Origin of the sequence: Streptomyces sp. NBC_01224 (assembly GCF_036002945.1) — a bacterium.
Taxonomy (GTDB): Bacteria; Actinomycetota; Actinomycetes; order Streptomycetales; family Streptomycetaceae; genus Streptomyces.
The window spans coordinates 7758873-7783235 of record NZ_CP108529.1; the positions used below are offsets into that span (position 1 = coordinate 7758873).

22 protein-coding genes are annotated in these 24363 nt (G+C 70.6%); 11 read left to right on the plus strand and 11 right to left on the minus strand.

The genetic code is table 11. The features are described from left to right. Positions 1-84: 84 nt before the first annotated feature. Positions 85-1152, minus strand: coding sequence for a hypothetical protein (locus tag OG609_RS35160; RefSeq protein WP_327276520.1), 1068 nt, complete (start codon positions 1150-1152; stop codon positions 85-87). Positions 1153-1304: 152 nt separating this feature from the next. Here OG609_RS35160 and OG609_RS35165 point away from each other — a divergent pair, with 152 nt between their 5' ends. Continuing rightward, positions 1305-1742, plus strand: a complete 438-nt coding sequence (locus tag OG609_RS35165; RefSeq protein ID WP_327278290.1) for a DUF4442 domain-containing protein — start codon at positions 1305-1307, stop codon at positions 1740-1742. Positions 1743-1899: 157 nt separating this feature from the next. Beyond that, a complete protein-coding gene (locus tag OG609_RS35170) occupies positions 1900-2559 on the plus strand; it encodes a DedA family protein (RefSeq protein WP_327276521.1) in 660 nt (219 codons plus the stop codon). 107 nt (positions 2560-2666) lie between these two features. On the opposite strand, the gene OG609_RS35175 is transcribed toward OG609_RS35170, so the two are convergent. Beyond that, the gene (locus OG609_RS35175) at positions 2667-3197 is read right to left on the minus strand and encodes a gamma carbonic anhydrase family protein (protein WP_327276522.1); all 531 of its coding nucleotides are present in this window, start codon (positions 3195-3197) and stop codon (positions 2667-2669) included. A 182-nt stretch (positions 3198-3379) separates the two neighbouring features. On the opposite strand from OG609_RS35175, the gene OG609_RS35180 reads away from it, so the two are divergent. Beyond that, positions 3380-4135, plus strand: a complete 756-nt coding sequence (locus tag OG609_RS35180; RefSeq protein ID WP_327276523.1) for an acyltransferase — start codon at positions 3380-3382, stop codon at positions 4133-4135. A gap of 22 nt (positions 4136-4157) precedes the next feature. Here OG609_RS35180 and OG609_RS35185 read toward each other — a convergent pair whose 3' ends face one another. Then, a complete protein-coding gene (locus OG609_RS35185) occupies positions 4158-5024 on the minus strand; it encodes a DMT family transporter (protein WP_327276524.1) in 867 nt (288 codons plus the stop codon). A 93-nt stretch (positions 5025-5117) separates the two neighbouring features. Here OG609_RS35185 and OG609_RS35190 point away from each other — a divergent pair, with 93 nt between their 5' ends. Further along, complete coding sequence (locus OG609_RS35190; protein WP_327276525.1) at positions 5118-5690, plus strand: helix-turn-helix domain-containing protein; 573 nt, start codon at positions 5118-5120, stop codon at positions 5688-5690. A 44-nt stretch (positions 5691-5734) separates the two neighbouring features. Continuing rightward, the gene (locus OG609_RS35195) at positions 5735-6295 is read left to right on the plus strand and encodes a YbaK/EbsC family protein (RefSeq protein WP_327276526.1); all 561 of its coding nucleotides are present in this window, start codon (positions 5735-5737) and stop codon (positions 6293-6295) included. A 5-nt stretch (positions 6296-6300) separates the two neighbouring features. Here the strand turns inward: OG609_RS35195 and OG609_RS35200 are convergent, their stop codons facing one another. Further along, the gene (locus tag OG609_RS35200) at positions 6301-7152 is read right to left on the minus strand and encodes an aminoglycoside N(3)-acetyltransferase (RefSeq protein WP_327276527.1); all 852 of its coding nucleotides are present in this window, start codon (positions 7150-7152) and stop codon (positions 6301-6303) included. Between the two features lie 74 nt (positions 7153-7226). Further along, positions 7227-7637: a CoA-binding protein gene (locus OG609_RS35205; RefSeq protein ID WP_327276528.1), complete on the minus strand. Its 411-nt coding sequence runs from the start codon at positions 7635-7637 to the stop codon at positions 7227-7229. Positions 7638-7695: 58 nt separating this feature from the next. Here OG609_RS35205 and OG609_RS35210 point away from each other — a divergent pair, with 58 nt between their 5' ends. The 4 genes from OG609_RS35210 to OG609_RS35225 all read left to right on the plus strand — a co-directional run bounded on the left by OG609_RS35210 (position 7696) and on the right by OG609_RS35225 (position 13887). Continuing rightward, complete coding sequence (locus tag OG609_RS35210; RefSeq protein WP_327276529.1) at positions 7696-8322, plus strand: YigZ family protein; 627 nt, start codon at positions 7696-7698, stop codon at positions 8320-8322. Positions 8323-8403: 81 nt separating this feature from the next. Further along, positions 8404-9351, plus strand: a complete 948-nt coding sequence (locus OG609_RS35215; RefSeq protein WP_327276530.1) for an ornithine cyclodeaminase family protein — start codon at positions 8404-8406, stop codon at positions 9349-9351. Between the two features lie 181 nt (positions 9352-9532). After that, positions 9533-10699, plus strand: coding sequence for an exonuclease SbcCD subunit D (locus OG609_RS35220; RefSeq protein ID WP_327276531.1), 1167 nt, complete (start codon positions 9533-9535; stop codon positions 10697-10699). After that, complete coding sequence (locus OG609_RS35225) at positions 10696-13887, plus strand: SMC family ATPase (protein ID WP_327276532.1); 3192 nt, start codon at positions 10696-10698, stop codon at positions 13885-13887. The genes OG609_RS35220 and OG609_RS35225 overlap by 4 nt, the downstream gene beginning before the upstream one ends. On the opposite strand, the gene OG609_RS35230 is transcribed toward OG609_RS35225, so the two are convergent. Further along, positions 13877-14323 (minus strand): Lrp/AsnC family transcriptional regulator, encoded by a 447-nt coding sequence (locus OG609_RS35230; RefSeq protein WP_327276533.1) that lies wholly within the window; start codon positions 14321-14323, stop codon positions 13877-13879. The genes OG609_RS35225 and OG609_RS35230 overlap by 11 nt on opposite strands. 93 nt (positions 14324-14416) lie before the next feature. Between OG609_RS35230 and OG609_RS35235 the strand changes: the two genes are divergently transcribed. Then, entirely contained in the window at positions 14417-14905 is a 489-nt protein-coding gene (locus OG609_RS35235) for a rhodanese-like domain-containing protein (RefSeq protein ID WP_327276534.1), read from the plus strand. Between the two features lie 96 nt (positions 14906-15001). Here the strand turns inward: OG609_RS35235 and OG609_RS35240 are convergent, their stop codons facing one another. After that, complete coding sequence (locus tag OG609_RS35240) at positions 15002-16687, minus strand: DUF885 domain-containing protein (RefSeq protein ID WP_327276535.1); 1686 nt, start codon at positions 16685-16687, stop codon at positions 15002-15004. 48 nt (positions 16688-16735) lie between these two features. After that, positions 16736-17233 (minus strand): Lrp/AsnC family transcriptional regulator, encoded by a 498-nt coding sequence (locus tag OG609_RS35245; protein ID WP_327276536.1) that lies wholly within the window; start codon positions 17231-17233, stop codon positions 16736-16738. Between the two features lie 59 nt (positions 17234-17292). On the opposite strand from OG609_RS35245, the gene OG609_RS35250 reads away from it, so the two are divergent. Next, on the plus strand, positions 17293-18609 hold the full coding sequence (locus tag OG609_RS35250; protein ID WP_327276537.1) for a trans-sulfuration enzyme family protein: 1317 nt from the start codon (positions 17293-17295) through the stop codon (positions 18607-18609). Here OG609_RS35250 and OG609_RS35255 read toward each other — a convergent pair. The 3 genes from OG609_RS35255 to OG609_RS35265 form a co-directional block, all read right to left on the minus strand. Next, positions 18545-19978 carry a GNAT family N-acetyltransferase gene (locus tag OG609_RS35255; RefSeq protein ID WP_327276538.1) on the minus strand — a complete coding sequence of 478 codons (1434 nt, stop codon included), beginning with the start codon at positions 19976-19978 and terminating at the stop codon, positions 18545-18547. The two genes, OG609_RS35250 and OG609_RS35255, sit on opposite strands and share 65 nt — an antisense overlap. A 306-nt stretch (positions 19979-20284) precedes the next feature. Further along, complete coding sequence (locus OG609_RS35260; RefSeq protein ID WP_327276539.1) at positions 20285-22957, minus strand: DUF7824 domain-containing protein; 2673 nt, start codon at positions 22955-22957, stop codon at positions 20285-20287. Beyond that, positions 22954-24327 carry an SWIM zinc finger family protein gene (locus tag OG609_RS35265; protein ID WP_327276540.1) on the minus strand — a complete coding sequence of 458 codons (1374 nt, stop codon included), beginning with the start codon at positions 24325-24327 and terminating at the stop codon, positions 22954-22956. Before OG609_RS35265 ends, OG609_RS35260 begins: the two co-directional genes overlap by 4 nt. Between the last annotated feature and the right edge of the window lie 36 nt (positions 24328-24363).

The window sequence follows — 24363 nt, forward strand, 5'->3', positions numbered from 1 at the left end:
GGGGGCGGAAGCGGCAGTCACCAAGGGACTATCGCCGCTGCGACCCCGCCCTGCCAAATGCTTTCCCGGAGGCGGTGAGGACGGTCAGGGTGACGGGGCGACGTCCACCAGCCGCACGGTGCTCAGGATCTGCTGGATCGTCGTGTCCGGCAGCTCGTCCTTGACGGAATCGGCTCCGTACAGGACCCAGGACGCGAAGTCGCCCTTCTTGTTCTTGAAGGTGAAGGCGATCGTCTTGCCGTCGCTGTCACACTTCTTCCGCTTCGTGACATTGGGAGCGGTGGCCGTGACGACTTGGCCGGTCAGGCCCGACTTGGTGGTGTACTGCTTGGCCGGCGTGAACTTGATGGTGCTCTGCGGCATGTGCTGCGCGTACGCGGCCCACGCCCAGGTGCCTGCCTCGCTGTGGGCGTTCTTGGCGGCGTCGGTGGCGCCCTGGGCGCCCCTGGTACCGGCACTGGCGAGGCTTATGTCTTCCGCGATGCCGTTTTTGTCGGGCTCTTTCACGCACCACTTCTTCTGGTAGAACGACGGCGCGGAGAAGCCGATGAGGGGCGAGCCGTCACCCTTCTTTTCGTCCTTGAAGAACGAGGCATGGCCCGGGCTGCCGACCTCCCAGTCGCCGGGCACGTCGAACTGTGTGCCCCACTTGGGATTGGTGACGACCTTCCAGCCCGCGATCAGGGGTTTGGCGTCCCCGTCGGTGCCGCGCGTGTTCTCCTCGGGTGAGGACGCGGAACCGGACGGCTTGGCGGGCGCCGACGAGTTCTTGTCGTCGGCGACGTCCTTGCCCTTGTTGCCGTCCTTGTTCATCACGACGACACCGGTGACCACGGCAGCCACGACGACGGCGGTGGCCGCGACGATCGCGATGGCGGTGGTCTTCGTCTTGCTGCCGTCGGGCTGCGGACCTCCGGACGGGCCGGGGACCGCGTACTGCGACACGGTCGGCTGTTGGTACGGGTTCGGCTGCGGGTAGCCGGGCTGCTGGCCCTGCTGCTGATACCCCGGCTGCTGTCCGGGCTGTCCCTGCTGCTGATATCCCGGCTGCTGATAGGGATTCGGCTGTTGGTACCCCGGCTGCTGATACGGGTTCTGATTCTGGTCCTGCGGGTTTTGCTCGCCCCCGGGCGGCTGCTGTCCTGGCCACATGGCGAGTAACGATAGAGGGGCGGTGGCCGGTCTGCTACGCCCGCCCCCGTGAGCGGACGGTGAAGGAAGCGGCCAGTGGACGAAGCATGGGGATCCGGGGATGGCCAAACCGATCTACTCGTGAGTAACATTTCGTCATGAGCGCTGAACAGATGACCGTCGGCGAGATGCTCGCCGCGACGGTTCCGATGGCCCGGACCCTCAAACTCGAGTTCCTGGAGACGACAGCCGAGCGTGCGGTGGTCCGTCTGCCGGACCAGGCCGACTACCACAACCACATCGGCGGACCCCACGCCGGCGCGATGTTCACGCTCGCGGAATCGGCGAGCGGCGCGATCGTCATCGCCGCCTTCGGCGACCAGCTGTCGCGTGCCGTGCCGCTGGCGGTGAAGGCGGAGATCGGTTACAAGAAGCTGGCCATGGGTGTTGTCACCGCGACGGCGACCCTCGGTCGCCCGGTGGCCGATGTCGTCGCCGAGCTCGACGAGGGCGAGCGGCCCGAGTTCCCCGTGATCATCGAGATCCAGCGTGCGGACGGTGCGGTGACCGGTGAGATGACGGTCATCTGGACGCTGCGTCCGAACGCCTGATACAGGACGGTTCCGTGAAGGGCCGCCACGCACCCCATGGGGGGGGCGTGGCGGCTTTTCGCGCTGTTCGGGCAGTTGGCGGGACAGGTAGCATTCCCGCCGTGCGCCGAGGAGTTGGCCGGCGGGCAACGGGACATCAGTACGGGAGGAACCGGCGTTGCACATCCAGGAATGGCTGGAGACCGTCCCCGCGGTCAGCGTTTACGTCCTGGTGGGCGTCGTCATCGGGCTGGAGAGCCTTGGAATTCCGCTGCCTGGCGAGATCGTCCTGGTCAGCGCGGCGCTGTTGGCCGCCGGGCACGATGGAATCAACCCCTGGATCCTCGGGGCCTGCGCCTCGGCGGGCGCGGTCATCGGCGACTCGGTCGGATACGCCATCGGCCGCAAGGGCGGACGGCCGCTGCTCGCCCGGCTCGGCGGGAAGTTTCCCAAGCACTTCGGCGAGAGTCAGATCGGTATGGCGGAGCGGTCGTTCCAGAAGTGGGGCATGTGGGCGGTGTTCTTCGGCCGCTTCGTCGCACTGCTGCGGATCTTCGCGGGTCCGCTGGCCGGCGTCCTGCATATGCCGTACTGGAAATTCCTGATCGCCAACCTGCTCGGCGGCATCGTCTGGGCCGGTGGTACCACGGCCGTCGTCTACTCGGTGGGAGTGGTCGCCGAGGCCTGGCTCAAGCGGTTCTCCTACCTCGGCCTGGTCGTCGCGGTACTGATCGGTGTGACCTCGATGCTGGTGCTGAAGAACCGGGCCAAGAAGGCGGCGGCACAGGGGCCGGTCGTCTCCGCGCCCGACACGGGGACCGTACCGGTGGCGGACTGACCGGGCGTACCGCCGCGACCGACTGACCGGGGACGGTGCGGGCGCGCGGAAACGGCCGACGCTTCCGTTCGTCCGACCGCCCCCACTTTGGTTCCGTCGCGTTCCGCTCAGCTCTCGTGTGCCTGGCGGTGTGCCTTGGCCAGCTCCACATAGCCCACCGCGTTGAACTTGATCCCTTCCAGCTCCTCCTCGGTCAGCTGCCGCTTGACCTTGGCGGGTACGCCGGCGACGAGCGAGCCCGGGGGCACCTGCATCCCCTGTGGGACCAGCGCCTGCGCCGCGATCAGTGAACCGGCACCGATGCGGGCACCGTTGAGAACGGTGGACCCCATGCCGACCAGAACGTCGTCCTCGACGGTGCAGCCGTGGAGTACGGCGTTGTGCCCGACCGAGACGCGTTCGCCGACCGTGACGGGGAACCCGGGGTCGACATGGACGCTGCAGTTGTCCTGGATATTGCTGTCGGCGCCGATGACGATGGGACCGCAGTCGGCACGCAGTACTGCGTGATACCAGACGCTGGAACCCGCGGCCATTGTGATCTCACCGATCACGACCGATGTCGGTGCGGTGAAGGCCTCCGCATCGATGTCCGGCTCCTTGCCGCCCATTCCCGTGATCAACGCCTGCTCTGCCATCGCCCGTTCCTCCGTGCCCCGGTGCTGTGCGGTCGCGGTCGTCCGATCGCAGCAGCTCGCTCGCCGCTGTTCGATCGCGTCAGAGGAACGGTATGCGACGGGCGGTGGAGCGCCGCCGAGTGGGGTGAACATCACAGGCCGCCGCGGTGATCACGCCGGGCGCCGCCGACTACCGTGTGCGAGTGCCCAAGAACAGGAACACGTTCTCTTCCCTCGCCGCCTGGCGGCGGCGCGCCCTGTCCCGGGCCGTCCATCGCGGCTGGCGCTGGGTGCAGGAGTCGGGCGCGGTCACTGCTGAACACCCCGGCCGGCTGCGGTTCGGCCGGATCGGCGCAGGCACCCGTCTGGCCTTCCCGCAGGGCACGGTCTTCGGGGAGTCGTGGATCGAGCTCGGCGCCCACTGCGTGATCGGTGAACAGGTCACTCTGACGGCCGGACTCATGCCCGACCTGGACCTCGGATCCGAGCCGATCCTGACCCTGGGGGACGGAGTGGTGCTCGGCCGCGGCAGCCATGTCGTCGCCGACACCAAGGTGACCATCGGCTCGGACACGTACTGCGGGCCGTATGTCTACATCACGTCCACGAACCACAGTTACGACGATCCGCACGAGCCGGTCGGCAGACAGTGGCCCCGAATGGAGCCGGTCGCCATCGGGCCGGGCTGCTGGATCGGCACCGGAGCGGTGATCCTGCCCGGGGCCACGCTCGGGCGCAACGTGGTGGTCGCCGCGGGCGCGGTGGTACGGGGTGAGGTGCCCGACCATGCGGTGGTGGCCGGTGCTCCCGCCCGTGTCGTACGCAGTTGGGATCCGGAGAAGGGCTGGCAGCCGCCGCTGCGCACCCCTGCTCCGGTGCCGATCCCGTCGGGCGTCACGCCCGAGCAGCTGCTGGCCCTGGCGGAACCGGGCGAGGCATCGGGCCCGTCCGGCGACTGATGGGCGGTAGGGCGCCGGATGCTCAGCCGGTTGCCAGCAGCACCGTGCCGACCAGGGCGAGACCGGCCCCGGCCGCCTGCACGGCGCGCAGCCGTTCCTTGAGTACTCCGCGTGCGGCCAGGGCCGTGACCACCGGATAGAGCGAGGCGAGTACGGCGGCCACGGTGACCGGGCCGTGCTGTGCGGCTATCGAGTACGTGCCGTTGGCCGCGACATCCGCGAGCCCGACGAACGCCAGGGCGGGCAGCGCGGCCAGCACCACGGCGGCCCCGCCCTCCTCCGGCAGCGGGCGTGCCCCGCGGCGCACCGATATGTACAGGGCGCTGCCGCCCACCGCGATATTGGTGAGGCGCTGGACGAAGAGGGCCAGGAACAGCCCGGTCACCGTCGTGGACGCCTCCGCGATCAGGGACATCACCGACCCGAAGCCGAACGCGGCGACCAGGGTCAGCAGCACCGCCCGGCGCTGTACCGGCGCCCCGCGCAACTGCGGACCACCGGCGAGCACGATGCCCACCACGGCGACGCCGACCCCCGCGAACTGCAGCAGTCCAGGTCGCTCCCCGACGACAATCCCGACGCTCACCGGTACGGCGACACCCAGCGATCCGAGCGGAGAGACGACGCCCATCGGGCCGAGAGCCAGGGCCTTGTAGAAGCTCAGCATCGCAACCGGTCCGACGGCGCCCGCCGCGACGGCGAACCATAGCTGCGGGCCCGCCTCGCTCCAGCCGCCGGTCGCGATCACGATGACGCCGAGCACCACGGCCGCGGCGGTCTGCGAGACGACGACCACGGTGAGCGCGGGCGTACGTCGCGTGAGCAGCCCGCCGCCGAAGTCGGCCAGTCCCCAGAGCAGGCTGGTGGCCAGGGCGAACAGTGCTGTCATTGCATGCCTCGCAGTACAGTGCGATGAACGGTTGGGTGCACCACACCGTAGTGCAGTATTTTCGACCCTGTCATCCAGAATATTGGACGGAATGTGTCTGACCTCGATCAGCTCACCCAGTCGCTCGCGCGCAATCTCAAGCGCTGGCGGGGGGAACGCGGCTTCACTCTGGACGCACTCGCCGCCCGTGCCGGGGTCAGCCGCGGAATGATCATCCAGATCGAGCAGGCCCGCACCAACCCGAGCGTCGGCACCACGGTCAAGCTCGCCGACGCGCTGGGCGTCAGCATCACGACACTGCTCGACTACGAGCAGGGCTCACCGGTCCGGCTGGTGCCCGAGAGTCAGGCGGTGCGCATGTGGTCCACGGAGGCGGGCAGTTCCACCATGCTGCTCGTCGGTACGGAGGCCAGAGGGCCGCTCGAACTCTGGTCATGGCGCCTGATGCCGGGTGACAGCAGTGCCTCCGACCCGCACCCCGAGGGCACGGTCGAGCTGCTCCACGTCACCGCGGGCGAGCTCACCCTGATCGTCGACGGAACCTCGTACTCCGTACCCGCCGGCGGGTCCGCCACGTTCGAGGCACATCATCCGCACGCCTACCGCAACGACGGCTCCGAGCCGACCGAGGTCACCATGGCGGTCTCCATCCCGCCCGTACGGTGAGACGGTCAACCGGCCGCCTTCGAGACGCTGTTAGCGTTGCGTGCATGCGCGCACCCATCGGATCCTTCGAGAATGCCTGCCCGGCGGTCGACCGCCTCGACCTGCTCACCGAGCCCGTCGCCGCAGCCGTGAGCGAAGGCTGGGGCGGGGTCCCCGCCGCGCAGATCATCCACGTCGACACGGATCCGGCCATCGCCGACACGGCGGTCTTCGTCGAGCACCACGGCGCGGAACTGCTCGACCGGTCGGCCAACTGCGTCGTGGTAGCGGGCAAGCGCGGCGGCGAAGTGACGCTGGCGGCCTGCCTGGTCCTCTCCCACTCCCGTGTCGACGTGAACGGCGCGGTCCGCAAGCACCTGGGCGCACGCAAGGCGTCCTTCGCCCCGATGGACACGGCAGTGGGTGAGACCGGCATGGAGTACGGCGGAATCACGCCGATCGGACTCCCGGCCGCTTGGCCGCTGCTGATCGATCCCGCCGTCGTCGACGAGGAATGGGTACTGATCGGCAGCGGCAGCCGGCGGGGCAAGCTGATCGTCCAGGGCAAGGCGCTGGCGGCGCTGCCGGGCGCGGTGGTCGTCGAGGGTCTGGGCGTGAGGGGCTGAGGTTCTCAGCCGTGCGCTCGGCAGAGGGCCTGAACAGGCACTCCGCCCCGATGTGACGACAGCCAGCGGGACGCGAAGTCGACGGCGTCGGTGAAGCGGAAGAGCCGACTCGTCGACGACCCCACCGGGCCGATGCGGACAGCCGCACCGTTGCCCGAGCGGGCGAAGTCCGCTCCCAGGGCCGCGAAGTCGCTGTCGTCCAGCGCGACGTCCTCGTACTCCCACCACTGGCGCCGGCCCCCGGCCGTCACCACGCAGCGATAGGTGCGTCGGGGCGGGGCGGGCACCCGGTACTCGCCGAGATGGAACGCGGTGCAGGTGTCGAACCCGGTGCCCAGCAGGAGCACTTGGGCCCGCAGGTCGTAGAGCCGGGCCAACGGGGAGTCCTCGCCGAGATGGCAGTCGGGGCGGTGGTGCGCCACCAGTTTCCGGGCCGAGGGGCCGAGCGCGGCGAAGGATGTCTGGGGGTGGACGCTGCGCGCCGCCCCCTCGGTGAGCCGCACGGCCTCCGCGAGGCGGCCCATCGACGGTGCGGCCGACGTCGCCGGGTCGAAGGGCGGCATGCTCGCCCGTACGGCATCCCGGGCCCGGTCGGTGAGACCGCGCACCCGGTCGAGGTAGTGCGGGGAGGTGTCGGAGTTCTCCGGGGTGAAGGCCGGGACGACAAGGGTGCCGTGCCCGCCGAGGGCGTCCCGTAACGCGGTGACCACCGCCCGGACCCCGCCGCTCACCGATCCCACCGCACGCATCGACGCATGCACCAGTAGGATGCCGTTCCGCTCCACTCCCAGCTCGGACAGTTGCCCCGCAAGCGCGGTTGGGCTGTGGCGGACGGTCGGCGCAGTCGTAGTACTCACAGCGGGTCATTCTCCCAGCCGGGCGCCGAGTGTGACACCACGCACATTCGGACGAGAGGCGGAGGGTGCTGCGGCTACCGGCTCAGCGCGGGAATCTCGATGGCCGGGCAGCGGTCCATGACCATGTCGACCCCGGCCGCCCGCGTGCGGTCGTACGCCTCGGTGTCGACCACGCCGAGCTGGAACCAGACCGCCTTCGCGCCCGCCGCCACCGCATCGTCGGCCACGCCGCCCGCAAGCTCACTGTTGACGAAGACGTCCACCACATCGACCGGGAACGGTATGTCGGCCAGCGAGGCGTAGCCGTCCTCGCCATGGACCCGCTCCGCCTTCGGGTGCACCGGGACCACTCGCTTGCCGAAGCGCTGAAGCACCTCGGCGACGCCGTAGGCCGCGCGCGACGGGTTGTTGGACAGGCCCACCACCGCCCAGGTCTCGCCCGTGTCCCGGAGAATCCTGCGGATCGTCTCTGCGTCTGCGTACATGACCGGGACAACGGACAGCGGCCCCGGACCATTCCCGGCCGGGGCATAGGGTGGCCGGATGCAGGAGCAGTACCGGACAGTCGCCCGAGCGGGCGTGCACGAGACCGAGATCAACAGGTCGCGCTTCATCTGCGCGCTCGCCCCCGCCGCCACCGAGCAGGAGGCGCAGGACTTCGTCGCACGCATCCGCAGGGAGCATCCGACCGCCACCCACAACTGCTTCGCCTACGTGATCGGCGCCGACGCCTCCGTGCAGAAGGCGAGCGACGACGGAGAGCCCGGTGGCACCGCGGGCGTACCCATGCTGCAGATGCTGACACGCCGTGAGATGCGGTACGTCGTCGCCGTCGTCACCCGCTACTACGGCGGCGTGAAGCTCGGTGCGGGCGGACTGATCCGGGCGTACGGGGGAGTGGTCGGGGAGGCCCTCGATGAACTCGGCACCATCACCCGGCAGCGGTTCCGCCTTGCCACGATCACCGTCGGCCATGAGCGCGCGGGCAAGCTGGAGAACGACTTGCGAGCCACCGGGCGGAGTGTCCGGGAGGTCCGCTACGCGGAGGCCGTCGTCATCGAGATCGGGTTGCCGGACGCCGATGTCGAGGGATTCCGCGGCTGGCTGGCGGACGCGACAGCCGGCGAGGCCGAGCTGGAACTGGGCGGCGAGGCGTACGGGGACGCCTGACCGGGTCCCCACGTCCCCACAGATGTCCCCGGGGCCCCGGGTGCCGCCGGCGACTGATCCGCCGCACGGGACAATGGGCGCATGACCCTACTCCTGACCAGCAGTGATCTCTTGGCCGTCCTCGATCCGGAGGCCTCGCTGAAGGCCCTGCGAGAGGGCTTCTGCCAAGCCGATTCCTCGACGGTCACCGGGCAGCGCGTGCGCACGGATCTGCCCTTCCCGGGCACGGCGACGGCCCTGATACCCGGGCTGCTGCCAGGCGTTGATGCGTACACCGTCAAGGTCAATGCCAAATTCCCCGGCGCCCGGCCGGCGCTGCGCGGTGTGATCTGTCTGCACAGCGGCCGGGACGGCGAACTCCTCGCCCTCCTCGACTCCGCCACCGTCACGGCATGGCGGACCGGACTGGCCGCCGCCCTCGGCACTCATGTCATCGCCGCTCCCGACCCTGCGGGCGAAGCGGTGCTGGGCGTCGTCGGCGCGGGCGCGCAGGCCGAGATCATGGTCCGGGGACTGCGGAGCCTGCGGACCTTCCGCGATCTCGTGGTGCACGACACCGACCCGGAACGCGCAGCGGAATTCGCTGCCCGGCACCACGGCCGGGTCCTCGGCTCCGCGACCGAAATCGCTGCGGCCACGGATGTCGTCCTGCTCTCCACCTGGTCATCCACACCCGTGCTGAGCCTTGCCGACAGCCACCCCGGACAGCACTTCACCACGCTCGGCGCCGATGAACCCGGCAAGCAGGAACTCTCCGCCGACCTGCTCGCCGCTGCCCTCCTCGTCGTCGACGACCGTGAGCAGGCCGCGGCGATGGGCGCCCTTGCCGCAGCGGGGCTGCCGGCCACCGCCGCGGACGCCACCCTCGGTGAACTGCTCGGCGGCGCGCATCCCGGCCGCACCTGCGGCACGTCCCGTTCCGTCTACGCACCCGTCGGGCTCCCCTGGCAGGACCTGGCCGTCGCCTGGGACGCGTACCGGCAGGCGGAACGGCTCTCGGTCGGAACCCGGATCGATCTTCTCGGCTGAAGGCCCCGGCGGCGGTCGGCGGTGGTGGGAGACTGTGGTCGGTGAGGAAACAGGGGCTCACCGGTGTCGACGTGGTCGGTGCAGAGAACGAAGGGCCGTGCCGGCCCGGTGTGATCACGGTGCGCGGCAGACCCGGGCCCCAGGGGCGGAGGAAGAGAACAATGCAGGTCGGAGCCGGCTCTTGAGGATTCTGCACACGTCGGACTGGCACCTGGGGCGGTCGTTCCACCGGGTCTCCCTGCTCGAAGCCCAGGCCGCGTACCTGGACCACTTGGTCGCGACGGTGCGCGAGCACGAGGTCGACGTGGTCCTCGTCGCGGGTGATGTGTACGACAGGGCCGTCCCGCCGCTGTCCGCGGTCGAGCTCTTCGACGATGCATTGCACCGGCTCGCCGCCGCCGGTGTGCCCACCGTGATGATCTCCGGGAACCATGACTCCGCACGCAGGCTGGGCGTCGGCGCAGGCCTGATCGGGCGGGCCGGAATCCATCTGCGTACCGACCCCGCCCGCTGCGCCACCCCCGTCGTCCTGCGCGACGCGTACGGCGACGTGGCGTTCTACGGACTGCCCTACCTGGAACCGGCCCTGGTGAAGGATGTCTTCAAGGCGGAGCGCGCCGGGCACGAGGCGGTGCTGACCGCAGCCATGGACCGGGTACGCGCCGACCTCGCGAGCCGCCCGGGCACCACCCGGTCCGTGGTGCTCGCCCACGCCTTCGTCGCGGGCGGCGAGCCCAGCGACAGCGAGCGCGACATCACCGTCGGCGGGGTGGCCGCCGTACCCGCCGGAGTCTTCGACGGCGTCGACTACGTGGCGCTCGGGCATCTGCACGGCTGCCAGACCGTCACCGATCGGGTCCGTTACTCGGGCTCGCCGCTCGCGTACTCCTTCTCCGAGGCCGCCCACCGCAAGACGATGTGGCTGATCGATCTCGACGCCTCGGGAACGATCGCCGCCGAGCGCATCGACTGCCCGGTGCCCCGTCCGCTCGCCAGACTCCGCGGCCGCCTCGACACCCTCATCGATGACCCCGCGCTGGAGCAGCACCAGCAATCCTGGGTGGAGGCCACGCTCACCGACCCGGTGCGCCCGGTCGAGCCCATGGCCCGCCTCGTCGAGCGGTTCCCGCACACACTCAGTCTCGTATTCGAACCCGACCGGGCCCCCGACGACCCGCTCGCCTCGTACGCACAGCGCCTCAAGGGGCGCGACGACCAGCAGATCGCGGAGGACTTCGTGGCACATGTGCGGGGCGGGTCCGCAGCGGACGAGCGGGAGCGAACGGTGCTGCGCGGCGCCTTCGACCACGTGCGGGTGGACGACAGCGTGCGCGAGGTGAACCGTTGAGACTCCACAGGCTCGGCCTCACCGCCTTCGGGCCGTTCGGCGCCACACAGGAAATCGACTTCGACGCACTCTCCTCGGCCGGGCTCTTTCTGCTGCACGGGCCGACCGGCGCCGGGAAGACCTCGGTCCTCGACGCCGTCTGCTACGGCCTCTACGGCGCGGTGCCCGGCGCACGCCAGAGCCCTGGCACCTCGCTGCGCAGCGACCACGCACCGGCAGACCTCCCCACCGAGGTCAAGCTGGAACTGACCGTCGGCGGCCGGCGCCTCGAAGTCACCCGGCGCCCCGCACAGCCCCGCCCCAAGAAGAAGGGCCACGGCTTCACGACGGAGAAGGCCCAGAGCTGGCTGCGGGAGTACGACCCCGACGACGGCTGGCAGCCGCTGAGCCGCTCGCACCAGGAGATCGGCGAGGAGATCACCCAGCTCATCGGGATGAGCCGGGACCAGTTCTGCCAGGTGGTGCTCCTGCCCCAGGGCGACTTCGCACGCTTCCTGCGGGCCGATGCCGAGGCGCGCGGCAAACTGCTCGGCAGGCTCTTCGACACCCGCCGGTTCGCCGCAGTCGAGGAGCGTCTGGCCGAGCTGCGCCGTACCGCCGAAACACAGGTCAGGGCCGGGGACGAACGCATCATCGCCGTCGCCCAGCGGATTGTCCAGGCCGCCGGTCCGGCGGCGCGTGAATCGCCGTTGCCCGACATCCAGCCCGGCGAACCGGGGCTCGCCGACGGTGTGCTGGAGTGGGCAGCGACGGCCCGCAGCAGCGCCCGGGAGCGACTCGACATCGCCGTATCCGTACTGGCCATGGCCGAACGCCGGCAGTCGGCCGCACGCCTGGCCCTCGACAGCGAGCGCGAACTCGCTGCGTTCCAGCAGCGTTACGAGGAGACGCAGCGCCGCGCCACCGCGATCGAAGCCGGCCGCCCCGACCACGACCGACACCACGAACGGCTCGCTCGGGCCCGCAAGGCGGACCTCGTCGCCCCCGCACTGGAGCTGCGCGACGATGCCGAGCGCGCGTACCGCACGGCCCGTGAGGCCCGTGATCGCGCCCGTGCACTGCTGCCCGGCACCCTGGCCGACGCCGGTGCCGAACAACTGGCGGAACTGGAACGAAGGCTGCGGCAGGAGCTCGGCGGGCTCGATGCCGCGAAGCGCGCCGAGCGGCGCAGCGCGGAGATCGACGCCGAGCGGGCCGGACTGGAGCGCCAGGCCCGGGCCGACGACGAGCTGATCCACGAGGCGAGAGGCTGGCTGGCCGGCTGGGAATCGACACGCCACGACCTGCGGGCACGCATCGAGGAGGCCCAGGAGGCCGCCACTCGCGCCGAACAGCTCGCCGGCCGGCTGGAGCCGGCCCGCGCACGGCTGGAAGCGGCCCGCCGCCGCGACGCTCTGGCCATTGAGGCGTCGGCCGTCGCCGAGCGGCTGGCCGCAGCCCGTGAGCAGGCCTCGGGCGCCCACGAGTCGTGGCTGGAGCTTCGCGAACGCCGACTGCGCGACATCGCCGCGGAGCTGGCTGCGGAGCTGGTGGACGGCGAGGACTGCAAGGTGTGCGGCTCGGCCGAGCACCCCGAGCCCGCCCGCGCGGCTGACGGGCATGTCGACCGGGCCACCGAGGAGAGGGCTCTCGAGGCGTACCGGCGGGCCGAGGAGGCGCGCACGGAGGCGGACCGGGAGCTCGGGGTAGTACGCGAGAAGCACATGGCGGCACGGGCCGCCGCACAGTCGGCCGTGCCGCAGCCGAGGGACGGCACCGATGCCGCTGAGCCGGCTGTGTCCGGGCGGATGGCCGGGGTTGTTGCCGCTGAGTCGGCTGCGCGGCAGCCGGTGGCCGGGGCTGAGGTGGTTGCCACCGATGTGGCCGACTCCGGGCAACCCCTTCCCGGTGCCGCCACCGAGCCCCTCGCCGACCCCACCGTCGCCGAACTCGGCGCACTCCTTGACCGGTTGACGCGCATGCATGCAGAGGCGCACCGGACCGCCGCCGGTATGCACGCGGCGCGCGAGGCCCTGGCAGCCGCCGAGCGGGAGCAGGCCGAGCGGCTTGAGAGCCGGCAGCTGGCCGAGCGCCGGGCCGCGGCCCGCACTTCGCTGCGGGAAGGTCTGGACCGTGAACAGGTCGTGCTGGAGGCCGAGTTGACGACCGCCCGCGGAGAGTCCCTGAGTGTTGCCGAGCACACGGACCTGCTGGAGCGCCGGGTCGGTCTGCTCGCCGCGGCCGCCGAGGCGGTGCGGGAGGAGGAGACGGCCGCACAGCGCCGCAAGGAGGCCGACGGTCGGCTCGCGGACGCCGCGTTCCGGGCCGGGTTCGACACCCCGCAGGCCGCGGCCGCGACCCTCCTCACCGATACCGAACAGCGGGAACTCCAGCGTCTCATCGACGCCTGGCAGTGCGAGGCGGCCGCCGTCGCCGACCGCCTCGCCGAGACCGCGACCCGAGCAGCAGCCGACGGCCCGCGAGCCGAGGTTGATGTTGCGCGGGCCGCATACGACATGGCCGAGCGGCAGCTGCGGGACACTTCCGCGGCGCTGGCCGCCGCACGCGAGCGCTGTGCCGAGCTCGACCGGTTGTCGCGCGGCGCAGCGGACGAGGTGCGCAGGCTCGGTCCGCTGCGCGAGGAGTACGACCGGGTGGCACGGCTGGCCGGGCTCACCGCTGGTACTTCCGCGGACAACGAACGCAAGATGCGGCTGGAGTCGTACGTGCTCGCGGCCCGGCTCGAACAGGTCGCTGCAGCCGCCACCGCACGGCTGCAGCGTATGTCGTCCGGCCGCTACACACTGGTCCACTCCGATGCCCGCACCGGAGGCCGCAGGTCGGGCCTCGGCCTGCATGTCGTCGATGCGTGGACCGGCCGCGAGCGCGATACGGCGACACTCTCGGGCGGCGAGACGTTCTTCGCCTCGCTCGCCCTCGCGCTCGGCCTCGCCGATGTCGTCACCGACGAGGCGGGCGGCGTACGGCTGGACACCCTCTTCATCGACGAGGGCTTCGGCAGCCTGGACGACCAGACCCTCGACGAGGTGCTCGACGTACTGGACTCGCTGCGCGAGCGGGACCGCAGCGTCGGCATCGTCAGTCATGTCGCCGATCTGCGCCGCCGTATCCCCGCACAGCTCGAAGTGGTGAAGGAGAGACACGGATCGGCGGTACGGCACCGCACCACGGGCGAGGTCAGCGGCTGATGGCGCGCCGGGGGAGCGGCGAGGAGTAGACGACGCTCGTGGTCACGGAGCCGAGGGCACCGATTTTCCCCGAGACCTCCTCCAGGTGACTCATCGAGCGTGCGGTGACCTTCAGCACGAAACAATCGTCGCCGGTGACATGGTGGGCCTCCACGATCTCGGGTGTCGTGTCGAGCAGATCGTGGAACGGCTTGTAATTGCCGTTCGGATAGCGCAGCCGTACGAGAGCGAGAATCGGCAGTCCGAGCCGCTCCGGGTCGACCACCGCGGCGTAACCGCTGATCACCCCGGCCTCCTCCAGCCTGCGCACCCGCTCGGTCACGGCGCTCGGGGACATCGCCACGGCCCGCGCCAACTCGGCGAACGTCGCGCGCCCTTCACGTTGCAGGACATCAAGGATGCGCCAGTCGGTGGCATCCGGGGAATAGTCGGTCATGTTCAGGAGACAACAGGGAAATCCTCGGCAGATCAAGAGTTGTGCCGGGGATCTCGTCTTCCGGGAAGGATCACCGGTCGTAGATTTTTGGACATGACATCGCAGCTCACCGCGACCGTGCCCAACCCCGTCCTGCGCGTCCCGACGGCCTCCCCGGCCGCGGCAGCCGCCTACTTCGGCGCCTTGCTCGCCTTCCACGCCGACGTCTCCGATGTCGCCGCCGCGCTCGCGGCAGACGGCGACCCCGGCTTCGTACTCCTCGATTCGCGCTCCACCGAATCCTGGGACCAGGGCCATGTCCCCGGCGCTGTCCACCTGCCGACCGCCCTCATTCCCGAGCAGGCCCGGAACCTTCTCGACCCGGCCGTCCCCGTGGTCACGTACTGCTGGGGCCCCGGCTGCAACGGCGGAACACGCGCCGCGCTGGCACTCGCGGAACTCGGCTACCAGGTCAAGGAGATGCTTGGCGGTTTCGAGTACTGGGTGCGCGAGGGTTTCGAGTTCGAGACCTGGGAGGGGCGCGAGCGGCGCGACGCCGACCCGCTCACCGCGCCGGTCGACTCCGACGACTGCGGCTGCTGACCGGCCTGGCCGGATGAGTGCCCCCTCCCGGTCACTCCCGCCGGGACGTTCCACCAGGAGTGCCGAAAGCAGGAAGGGGAGGGGGCGAGAGGCGGGTCAGAGCTTGGACAGCTCATCCACGAGATCGTCGAGTCCGAGCGGCCCCTGCGACAGGGCGGCCATGTGCCAGGCCTTGGCGTCGAACGCGTCACCGTGTGCCTTGCGGGCGTTCTCCCGGCCGAGCAGCCAGGCGCGTTCGCCCAGCTTGTAGCCGATCGCCTGCCCCGGCATCGAGAGGTAGCGCGTGAGCTCGCTCTCCACGAAGTCGGCCGGACGGCCGCTGTGGTTGCCGAAGAACTCCTGGGCCAGCTCAGGGGTCCACCGCTCGCCGGGGTGGAACGGGGAGTCCGCCGGAATCTCCATCTCCGCGTGCATGCCGATGTCCACGATCACCCGGCACGCCCGCATCATCTGCGCGTCCAGATAGCCGAGGCGGCGCTCGGCGTCCGGTAGGAAGCCCAGCTCGTCCATGAGCCGCTCCGCGTACAGCGCCCAGCCCTCGGCATTGGCGCTGACGCCGCCGATCGACGCCTGGTAGCGGGAGAGGCTGTCGGCGACATGCGTCCACTGGGCGATCTGCAGATGGTGGCCCGGCACACCCTCGTGGTACCAGGTGGAGACCAGGTCGTACACCGGGAAGCGGGTCTCGCCCATGGTGGGCAGCCAGGTGCGGCCGGGGCGCGAGAAGTCCTCGGACGGGCCCGTGTAGTAGGGGGCCGCAGCGCCGCCGGGCGGCGCGATGCGGGACTCCACCTTCCGTACCCGTTCGGCGAGTTCGAAGTGCGTACCGTCGAGGGCCTCGATCGCTTCGTCCATCAGACTCTGCAGCCAGGCCTGGACCTCATCGACCCCTTCGATGTGCTTGCCGTGCACATCGAGATGGGCCAGCGCTTCCCAGGGGCCGGCGCCGGGCAGGATCTTCTCGGCCTCGGTCCGCATCTCGGCGAGCAGCCGGTGGTACTCGGACCAGCCGTACGCGTACGCCTCGTCGAGGTCGAGATCGGTGCCGTTGAAGTAGCGCGACCAGCGCGCGTACCGCTCACGGCCCACCGTGTCCGGCGCGCCCTCGACCGCGGGGGCGTACACATCGCGCATCCAGTCGCGCAGCGCCACGACCGACTCCGTGGCCCGGCGGGCGCCGTCGTCCAGATCAGTACGCAAGGACGCCGGGCCGGCGGCCGCGAAGTCTTGGAAGAAACCCGTCCCGCCGTCACCGGCCCACTCGTCGAGCTGGCCGATGAAGGTGGCGGTGGCGCGCGGGCCGCCGTACAGCTTGCGCTCCAGGCCGAGCGCGAGCGACTCGCGGTAGCCCTCCAGCGCGGCGGGAACCGCGCGCAGCCGGTCCACGACCGCCGCCCAGTCCTCGTCGGTCTCGGTCGGTGTCACCGTGAACACCTCACGGATGCTGTGCGGCGGGGAGGAGAGGTTGGAGACGGCGCGCAGTCCCTCGTCGGCCTCATGGACGGCGAGTTCCGCCGTGAGACGCTCGCGCAGAAGGCGGCCGCAGCGGCGCTCGGCATCGCTGTCCGCGCCGGGCAGTTGCTCGGCGGCGTCGAGCTTCGCCAGGGTGGTACGGGCGAGTTCGGCTAGGGCTTCCTGCCCCGCGGGTGAGAAGTCGGGAAGGTGGCGCGAGCTCTCCGCGACACCCAGGTAGGTGCCGGCGATCGGGTCGAGCTCGATGAATGCGTCGACGTAGGCGTCGGCGACCTGGCGGGGCAGCGCGTTGCTGGGAATATCTGACATGCGGACATCCTCGTACGGCGGGGGCCTTCGCGTCATCATCATTCGGCCTCAGTGGCCTGTCCCGGACGATCCTGCGGACGGTGGCAGCAGAGGTCCGCACTCCCACTGCTGGAATATCAGCCGGGTCTCGACCCTGGCCACTTCGCGGCGTGAGGTGAATTCGTCCAGCACGAGGCGTTGCAGATCCGCGGTGTCGGTGACCGCGACATGTACCAGGTAGTCGTCGGGCCCGGTCAGATGGAAGAGCGCGCGGGACTCGGGCAGTGTCCTGATGCGTTCGACGAACGGGCCGATGAGCTCTCTGCGGTGCGGACGGACCTGCACGGAGAGCAGCGCCTCCAGGCCGCGGCCCAGCTTCGCCGGGTCAAGACGCAGCTGATGGCCGAGAATGACGCCGGAGCGGCGCAGCCTGGTCACCCGGTCCAGACAGGTCGACGGTGCGACCCCGACTTCGGCGGCCAGCTCGCGGTAGGTGGTCCGGGCATCGTTCTGCAGCAGTCGCAGAATGTGCAGGTCCACCGGGTCCAGAACGACTGAATCGGCCATCTGCCGAACGTAGCACGGAGCTTTCGCATGCAGACCCGGTGTTTGTTCAGGATAATGTCATGGACACCGAATCCTCGATGGCGCCCTCGACGACAACCCGCTCCAGGGCGCTGGCCACCGAAGCCGTGCACGCAGGCCGCGACGATCTCGCGGCCCTGGGCCTGCACGCCCCGCCGATCGATCTGTCCACCACCTATCCCTCGTACGACTCCAGGGGCGAGGCCGAGCGGATCGACACCTTCGCCGCCACCGGAGCCAGGCTCGAAGGACCGCCCGTCTACGCACGGCTGGACAACCCGACGACGGCCCGCTTCGAGACCGCCCTCGCCCGGCTCGAAGGAACGGAGAGTGCCGTGTCGTTCGCCAGCGGAATGGCGGCGCTCACCGCCGTCCTGCTGGTCCGGGCGAGCATGGGACTGCGCCATGTGGTCGCCGTCCGACCGCTCTACGGCTGCAGCGATCACCTTCTCGGCGCCGGTCTGCTGGGCACCGAAGTGACCTGGACCGACCCTGCGGGCATTGCGGAGGCCATCCGTCCGGACACCGGCCTGGTGATGGTGGAGACGCCCGCCAACCCGACGCTCGCCGAGGTCGACATCCGTGCGATCGCGCACTCCTGCGGTTCCGTGCCGCTGCTCGTCGACAACACCTTCGCCACGCCCGTACTCCAGCGACCCGTCGAGCACGGCGCGCGGTTCGTGCTGCACAGCGCCACCAAGTACCTCGGCGGGCACGGCGATGTGATGGGCGGGGTCGTCGCCTGCGACGAGGAGTTCGCGGCCCGCCTGCGGCAGGTGCGCTTCGCCACCGGCGGGGTGCTGCACCCGATGGCCGGGTATCTGCTGCTCCGCGGCCTCGCTACGCTCCCGGTCCGGGTGCGGGCGGCCTCCGCGAGCGCCGCCGAACTGTCCCGCAGGCTGACGGCCGATCCGCGTATCGCCCGGGTCCACTACCCGAAGCTCGGCGGGGCGATGGTCTCGTTCGAGGTGTACGGGGATCCGCACCGGGTGATTTCGGCCGTACGGCTCATCACGCCCGCGGTCAGTCTCGGCAGTGTGGACACCCTGATCCAGCATCCGGCCTCCATCAGCCACCGCATTGTGGATGAGGGGGACCGGCAGGCGTCCGGTGTCGGGGACCGGCTGCTGCGGATGTCGGTCGGTCTGGAGGATGTCGAGGACCTGTGGGCCGATCTGTGCCAGGCGCTGAGCTCACAGGAGGTCGGTCGTCAGGAAGTCCCCCGGCCCGAGCCCCTCCGCCCGGAAGCCCTCCGGCATGAGGCCCTCCGTCCGGAAGCCCTCCGGCAGGAGGTCAGCGGCCGGCCTGCTCGTACGGCGGCAGCGAACGAATCGGAGTCGCGTCCAGCCGTGCGGTGATGACCAGCGTGCCCTCCTCGATCTGATAGTCCAGCGGCAGGGACAGCGCACGCATGGCCGCGACCATGCCGGTGTTGGACGCCTGGGTGACGGCGTAGACGCTCTCGCAGCCTGCTTCGATGGCGAGCGTTACGAGTCGGCCGAGGAGCTCGGATCCGATCCCGCGGCGCTGCCATTCGTCCTCGACGAGGAGGGCGACCTCGGTCTCGTCGCCGTCCCAGAGGAGGTGGCCGAGGGCGACCAGCCGGCCCGAGGCCGTTTGCACGGCCAGGGTGCGGCCGAAGCGAGGGCCCAGCAGATGGTCCAGGTAGCGGTCGGCGTCACGGACCGGGCCGTGATACCGCAGCCGCAGCGTCTGCTCGGAGCAGCGGTTGTGCATGGCGCGGGCCTCTTCGAGGTCGCTGCGGTCCGCGCGGCGCACGGTGATCTCGTTGCCCTCGGGAAGGGTGAGTACCTGCTTGCTGCGCGGCACACGGGGGCCGAGCCGGGCGTCGAGCTCTACCAGGGCGCGGGCCCGGGCGAACTCGGTCGGGGTGAACGGAAGGCAGGGCCGTTCGATGGTGATGGCACCTCTGGACGGGTCGCGCAGCCGCATCAGCGTCTCCTCCAGCACGCCCTCGACGGGCGCGGTCTCACCGGTTGCTCGACCGGTGAGCGAGATGGCGGGCAGCGAATGGATCGTGCAGCGGCCGAGCAGTTGACGCAGGGCGAGGGGGAGTTCGGCGGCGTCCAGGGCCGTGCGTGTGGCAAGGCCCAGGATGCGCGTCGGGGCGTCCACCAGGTCGTGCGCGTCGGCCCGCTCGATCCAGGTGCAGCCGCCCCCCGCGGCGGAGATCTCCCGGCTCAGCTGCTGGGCCTGGAGCGGGGCGGGGGCGCGCAGCAGGAACTCGTCGACCGTGCCCTCTGCCAGCGGGTGCGTCTGCAGGGTGAGGATGTCGACCCGGTGCCGGGCGAGCACGATGCACAGCGCGGCCAGACTGCCCGGGATGTCCTGAACGGTGGTACGCATCCGCCACAGCACCGTGTCCTCGGGGGGCAGGGCCGGGCCTGCGCCGGTGGGCGTGGTCACGAGCGCGGTCGCGGCGGCGTCGATGCGGTGCGACACGCTGTCGCTGTCGGAGATGAGTTCGGTGCGGGTCGGCGGCGGGGCGTGGCTGTGGCCTCGTGCCCACCAGGTGTGGAACGCGGCTGTGACGGCCAGGGCCACGGCCGACGCGATCAGGAGATACGGTCCGTCCGGCTGGTGTCCGATCAGGTTGGCGATCGCGTCGGCCACCGCGACCGCGGTGAACAGTGCGGCCAGTTCGGTCACGTCCCGCCGCCAGTGGTGGTAGCGGCGGGCAGTCTTGGCGGATGTCACATCAGTCATGCCTTCACTGTGACTGAGCGGTGTTGCCTGATCACGAACGCTCTGTGACTGATGGGTTAAGTGTGGATCTGGTCCCCTATCATCCGTTTTGGCGGATTAATGTCTTGATCGATTGTGGTGAGCAGCGGTACTGGAGGCCCCGGCCCGGGGCATGAGCCGGGGCGGCGCGGCAGCTCCCGTCCGGGCCCGGACCCCCGGGCGTCGGCCCGAACGGGGGCCGTCGCGACGGGCGGGACCTGCTCGGCCCGGGCAGAACCCATCGGCCCGGACGGGTCGCTGCGGGTTACGCCAGGATGTCCTGGGCGGTCATGTCAGTACCGGACCTCGTTCCCAGGCCGCCTTCAGGCGCGCTCCTTGACGCACCAGCTGGGAGGATCCGCCGCGCGCGGCTGTTTCGGCGAGCCCGGGTATCGGCTCGGTACCTGTCGCACCACAGTGCTCCACGCATTCGGCTGCCACGGAGAGCAGGTTGCTCAGCCCGCGAGGTCCCTTCTTGTGCGCCAGCAGCCCCGGCAGAACGACGGTCAGCACGGAGAGCACTGTCCGGTATGCCCCGGTGGCGGCCGCGGTACTGGCGGAATCTGCGAGACGACTGGGCTTCACCAGGCTGTGGTCGAGGAGGATTGCCAGCTCCTTGCCCAGCAGCGCCGCGTCCAGTCGGTGCTGGGCCGCGAGTATCAGCAGGGCGTCCACCGCCGACAGCCGGTCCTCCGGATGCCGGGATCCCAGCCCGTACGCCACGGCCAGATGTATGGCCTCGGAGGCGGGCCCGCCGAGTTCGACGAGTGCGGTGAGCGGCTGAGCCGCGCCCCTCAGCTCGTCGGTCGCACAAGTTGCGATGGTCGGCAACAGCCATGCGGCCAGTGTCTCGCCGTCCTCGGGCAGCGTGGCGAGCCAGGACCCAGGGTGGTCGCCCCAGTGGTAGCAGATGCGATGGCGCGGGGTATGCGGATGGCCCAGCCAGTGGAAGGAACGAGGGAACTCCCGCTGGATGAACGGGCGTTCACCGCTGGCCATCAGGACGCGCAGGGTCCAGTCGGTCGGCTGCCGCATCTCCCAACCATGGGCCAAGGACTTCTGCTTCTCCAGATCGAACCGGAACACAGGCGCGAGCGGCTCGTCGGCCCGCAGCCATGCGGCCAGCCGGTCACCCTCCGGGGTGCCGAGGAGGGCGGCCGCCGCCGCGGCCTCGTGCTGACCGTTGCGCCGCACACGCAGCAGGGCCTGGGCGAAATCCGCGTCTCCGGGCCGGATCCCGAGCTGCTGATATGTACGCAGCCGCTCGACCAGCACAGCGGGATCGAGCGAGCCGGTGTGCCACGTAGGAAAGGCCAGCAGAAACGGTGCACTGCCGCTCAGCACGGCGTCGGCGGCCTCCCACAGCCGGGCCTTCATCACCCCCTTGAGCGCGGCATGGACGCAGGTCCCCGTGCCGGTCCAGGCGGCGCGTCCGTCATGCACGGCCTGTACTGGTAGCCGTCCGAGCAGTACGGCCACGACGAGCTCGATGCCCGCCTCCGAGCGGAGCCGCCGCTCGACCTCCGGCAACGGTTCGTCGTCGAGCCACCACTGACCCGCCAGCGCTTCACGCAGCGCGTCGGCCAGCGCCGACCGATCGGTGTGGGCATGGCGGACGAGCCCGTCCAGCGCCCGCTCGAAGGCGGTGACATCCCGCGATGCGGATCTCGCCAGGACCACCACCTCCTCGACGAGCTCGGGCAGCGTCGCCGGTGCCGGTGCGAGACGTTGCAGGGCCGGCGCGGGTGACAGCAACTCCTCGTACGGCTTCGCCGCCGACCGGTCGTCCAGCAGGTCGCCGAACACCTCGGCCGCAGCCGTGCGGTGCGCCGGCCCCAACAGCGAGGCGGACAGGGCAAGTCCTTCCCGAACTGGGTCACCGACGGCGGGCAAGTACCGCGCCACCAGTTTGAGCGCCCGCTCCTGGATGGCGATGTCCTCGTGCCCGAAGGCTTCCGCGACGACGGGCAGTAGTTCGTCGGCCGTCGACGGATCGCGGCGCAGTGCCTTGCCGATCACCATGAGCTGGGCCCGGACCAGCTTCTTCTCGGTGCGGAACAGCATCGAACCCGACACATCCACCAGGGCCTGCACGGGCAGATCTCCGCGCTCTTCCAGACGGCCGAGCACATCCTGGGCGTGGCCGGCCACGGTGGAGATCCCGTCCGCGGCCATTCCGATCCAGTCGGCGACCCGCTCGGCCTCCTCCTGCTCGGTCAGCGCGAGCCGGCGCAACACGGCCAGGAAGAAGCGGAGATCGCCGGGCTTTCCGCCGCGCAGCAGCCGGGTCACACAACTGTTGACGAGCACCGGGCGCTCCAGCAGGCCCTCGTCCGCGAGGAAGGCCAGCGCCTCGGGCCAGTGGCAAGGGTTGTCGGGTTCGTCGATCCAGGTGACCTGTGGCGGCAGTTCCGCCACTTCGAAGAGCCGCGGCACCATAACGGTCAGATGCGGGTCGGCACGGAGGATGTCGCGCAGCGGTTGCGTCCTCTGCCGCCGCCACGGTGCGGTCGATACGGTCTCGGCCCAGCCCTGCACGAAGCCATCAGCGGTGGGCACCGGGCATTGAGCGATCTTCACCAGCCCGGAGATGAGCTCGTATGCGGTCTCCGCCGTCGCGGCCCGCCCCGCCAGCCGATGCGCGACGTCGCCGAGCCAGGCGGGGTCACGGTCCGCCAGGACTTCGAGAACCAGCGGGTACGGGGACCGCGCCCAGCCCAGCAGATCCCGGCCACCGATCCAGGTGGCGCAGGCCGCAGCGCCGGTGTGACAGCCCGCCCCGGCCACCAGCAGGGCCTTGCGGATCTTGTCCTGTTCGCGCCAGTGCCAGTTCCGCGCCTCCTTGCGGAGCGCCTTCAAGTCCGCCAGGGCGGACCTGCGTTCGGCATTGTCCAGCCGGGCCAGCAGCGGCGGCACGTCTTGCTTGCGACCTTCCCGTACCGCGGTGAGCAGCTCCTTCATCGCATGCCTCCGGCGACCGGTGCACCGCGACGGACCATCCGGACGGCCAGCGCGTGCTTGCACGGGCCCCGCCGTCCCCTGTAATCCGCCCACCACTGGCACGTACAGCTCAGCATCCCGTCCTTCTCCCTCACCTGGTAGCGGCGCTCTCCCGAGGCCACGGCCGCCATGTCCCCGTCGAGTACGACGGCGCCAGAGCCGGCCAGCTGCCGGGCCGCCACCAGCCGCGGATTGTGCCGCTCGGCCCGGTCGGCGTCGTACGGCAGCTCGCGGTGGAAGTAGGCCGCGTCGGCGAGGTCGTAGCCGACCCGGCCCGCTGTCCCCAGCCGGGTGAGCGCGGCCCGTACCCGCTCCATCGTCAGACCCGACTGCTCCGCGAGGTCGGCGGGTTCGATCCGCGGCTCCCAGGCCAGGAGCACGGAGACCAGCTCGGCGTCGGCCGCGGCATCGTCGGTGGCCAGCGCATCGAGCACCCCGCCCTCGCCGGAGAACCCGCGCGAGGCGTCGGGCGACAGCGTCAGGGTGAGCCGCATGCCCGGCAGCACCACCTCCCAGGCGCTCGCGGCCGCCGCCCCGTCGGTCACCGGTCCGTACACCCGCAGTGATGTCGCATGACGCAACACCCGCTGCAGTGCCCCCAGCCGCTCGGGGCCCGGCAGACACACCGCCCCCGCCACCGGTCGTGTCGTCGGCCGCAACGTCTTCCCGGCGGGAACCACCCACTGCGCGCCCCGCGAGGCATTCCCCGACGAACGAGGCAGCGAACGCAGGAACCGCACAGCCTCCGCAGCCGACAGCTCGGCCCGCAGATCGAAACCGGCGGACACCACCTGCGCTTCGGCGAAGCCGCGCAACCACCGGTCGGGCAGGGGCACCTTCTTTTCCACGACCGGACCGTCCATGGTGGTGACGGCCAACTCGTCCGGGCCCACCCGCATGTGCAGAGGATCGTCGCCCGCTATCCGCGAAAGCGCCTCCCGCAGCGGATTGTTCACATCCACATTTGTCGTACCGTGACCCGTCTGCGCACCGTCCAGACCGTCCCGCAGCACATCGAGGCGCGCATACACCCCGCAACAGCCGGAGAACGATTCGAAGCGCAACCGGTCGCCGTTGCCCGTCACCACCGGGTCGAGCGACGAGGACAGGGTGCGCCGGTAGTAGCGCGCGGATGCCACGTCCGCCACGGCCAGCAGGCCGCGGGCAGCGATCCTCGGCGATGTGAGAAAACCGGAGAAGAACCGCGGGTGGGGCTCGGCGCCCCGCGGCGTGTGACCACCGGCGGTCTCCAGGCCCAGGAGCTGTCCGGCCTGCGAGGACTCCAGAGCGGACGGGCGTGCGTAGGCCAATGCCTGAACGGATCGGGTCATACAAGAACCGTAGAACCCACCACTGACAGTCGGCCC

What these genes read in the sequence shown, in the direction of transcription:
- OG609_RS35160 (WP_327276520.1), bottom strand. Translation starts at nt 1,152, where the DNA reads ATGTGGCCAGGACAGCAGCCGCCCGGGGGCGAGCAAAACCCGCAGGAC.
- OG609_RS35165 (WP_327278290.1), top strand. Translation starts at nt 1,305, where the DNA reads ATGACCGTCGGCGAGATGCTCGCCGCGACGGTTCCGATGGCCCGGACC.
- OG609_RS35175 (WP_327276522.1), bottom strand. Translation starts at nt 3,197, where the DNA reads ATGGCAGAGCAGGCGTTGATCACGGGAATGGGCGGCAAGGAGCCGGAC.
- OG609_RS35185 (WP_327276524.1), bottom strand. Translation starts at nt 5,024, where the DNA reads ATGACAGCACTGTTCGCCCTGGCCACCAGCCTGCTCTGGGGACTGGCC.
- OG609_RS35195 (WP_327276526.1), top strand. Translation starts at nt 5,735, where the DNA reads ATGCGCGCACCCATCGGATCCTTCGAGAATGCCTGCCCGGCGGTCGAC.
- OG609_RS35205 (WP_327276528.1), bottom strand. Translation starts at nt 7,637, where the DNA reads ATGTACGCAGACGCAGAGACGATCCGCAGGATTCTCCGGGACACGGGC.
- OG609_RS35210 (WP_327276529.1), top strand. Translation starts at nt 7,696, where the DNA reads ATGCAGGAGCAGTACCGGACAGTCGCCCGAGCGGGCGTGCACGAGACC.
- OG609_RS35215 (WP_327276530.1), top strand. Translation starts at nt 8,404, where the DNA reads ATGACCCTACTCCTGACCAGCAGTGATCTCTTGGCCGTCCTCGATCCG.
- OG609_RS35230 (WP_327276533.1), bottom strand. Translation starts at nt 14,323, where the DNA reads ATGACCGACTATTCCCCGGATGCCACCGACTGGCGCATCCTTGATGTC.
- OG609_RS35235 (WP_327276534.1), top strand. Translation starts at nt 14,417, where the DNA reads ATGACATCGCAGCTCACCGCGACCGTGCCCAACCCCGTCCTGCGCGTC.
- OG609_RS35240 (WP_327276535.1), bottom strand. Translation starts at nt 16,687, where the DNA reads ATGTCAGATATTCCCAGCAACGCGCTGCCCCGCCAGGTCGCCGACGCC.
- OG609_RS35245 (WP_327276536.1), bottom strand. Translation starts at nt 17,233, where the DNA reads ATGGCCGATTCAGTCGTTCTGGACCCGGTGGACCTGCACATTCTGCGA.
- OG609_RS35250 (WP_327276537.1), top strand. Translation starts at nt 17,293, where the DNA reads ATGGACACCGAATCCTCGATGGCGCCCTCGACGACAACCCGCTCCAGG.
- OG609_RS35255 (WP_327276538.1), bottom strand. Translation starts at nt 19,978, where the DNA reads ATGACTGATGTGACATCCGCCAAGACTGCCCGCCGCTACCACCACTGG.
- OG609_RS35260 (WP_327276539.1), bottom strand. Translation starts at nt 22,957, where the DNA reads ATGAAGGAGCTGCTCACCGCGGTACGGGAAGGTCGCAAGCAAGACGTG.
- OG609_RS35265 (WP_327276540.1), bottom strand. Translation starts at nt 24,327, where the DNA reads ATGACCCGATCCGTTCAGGCATTGGCCTACGCACGCCCGTCCGCTCTG.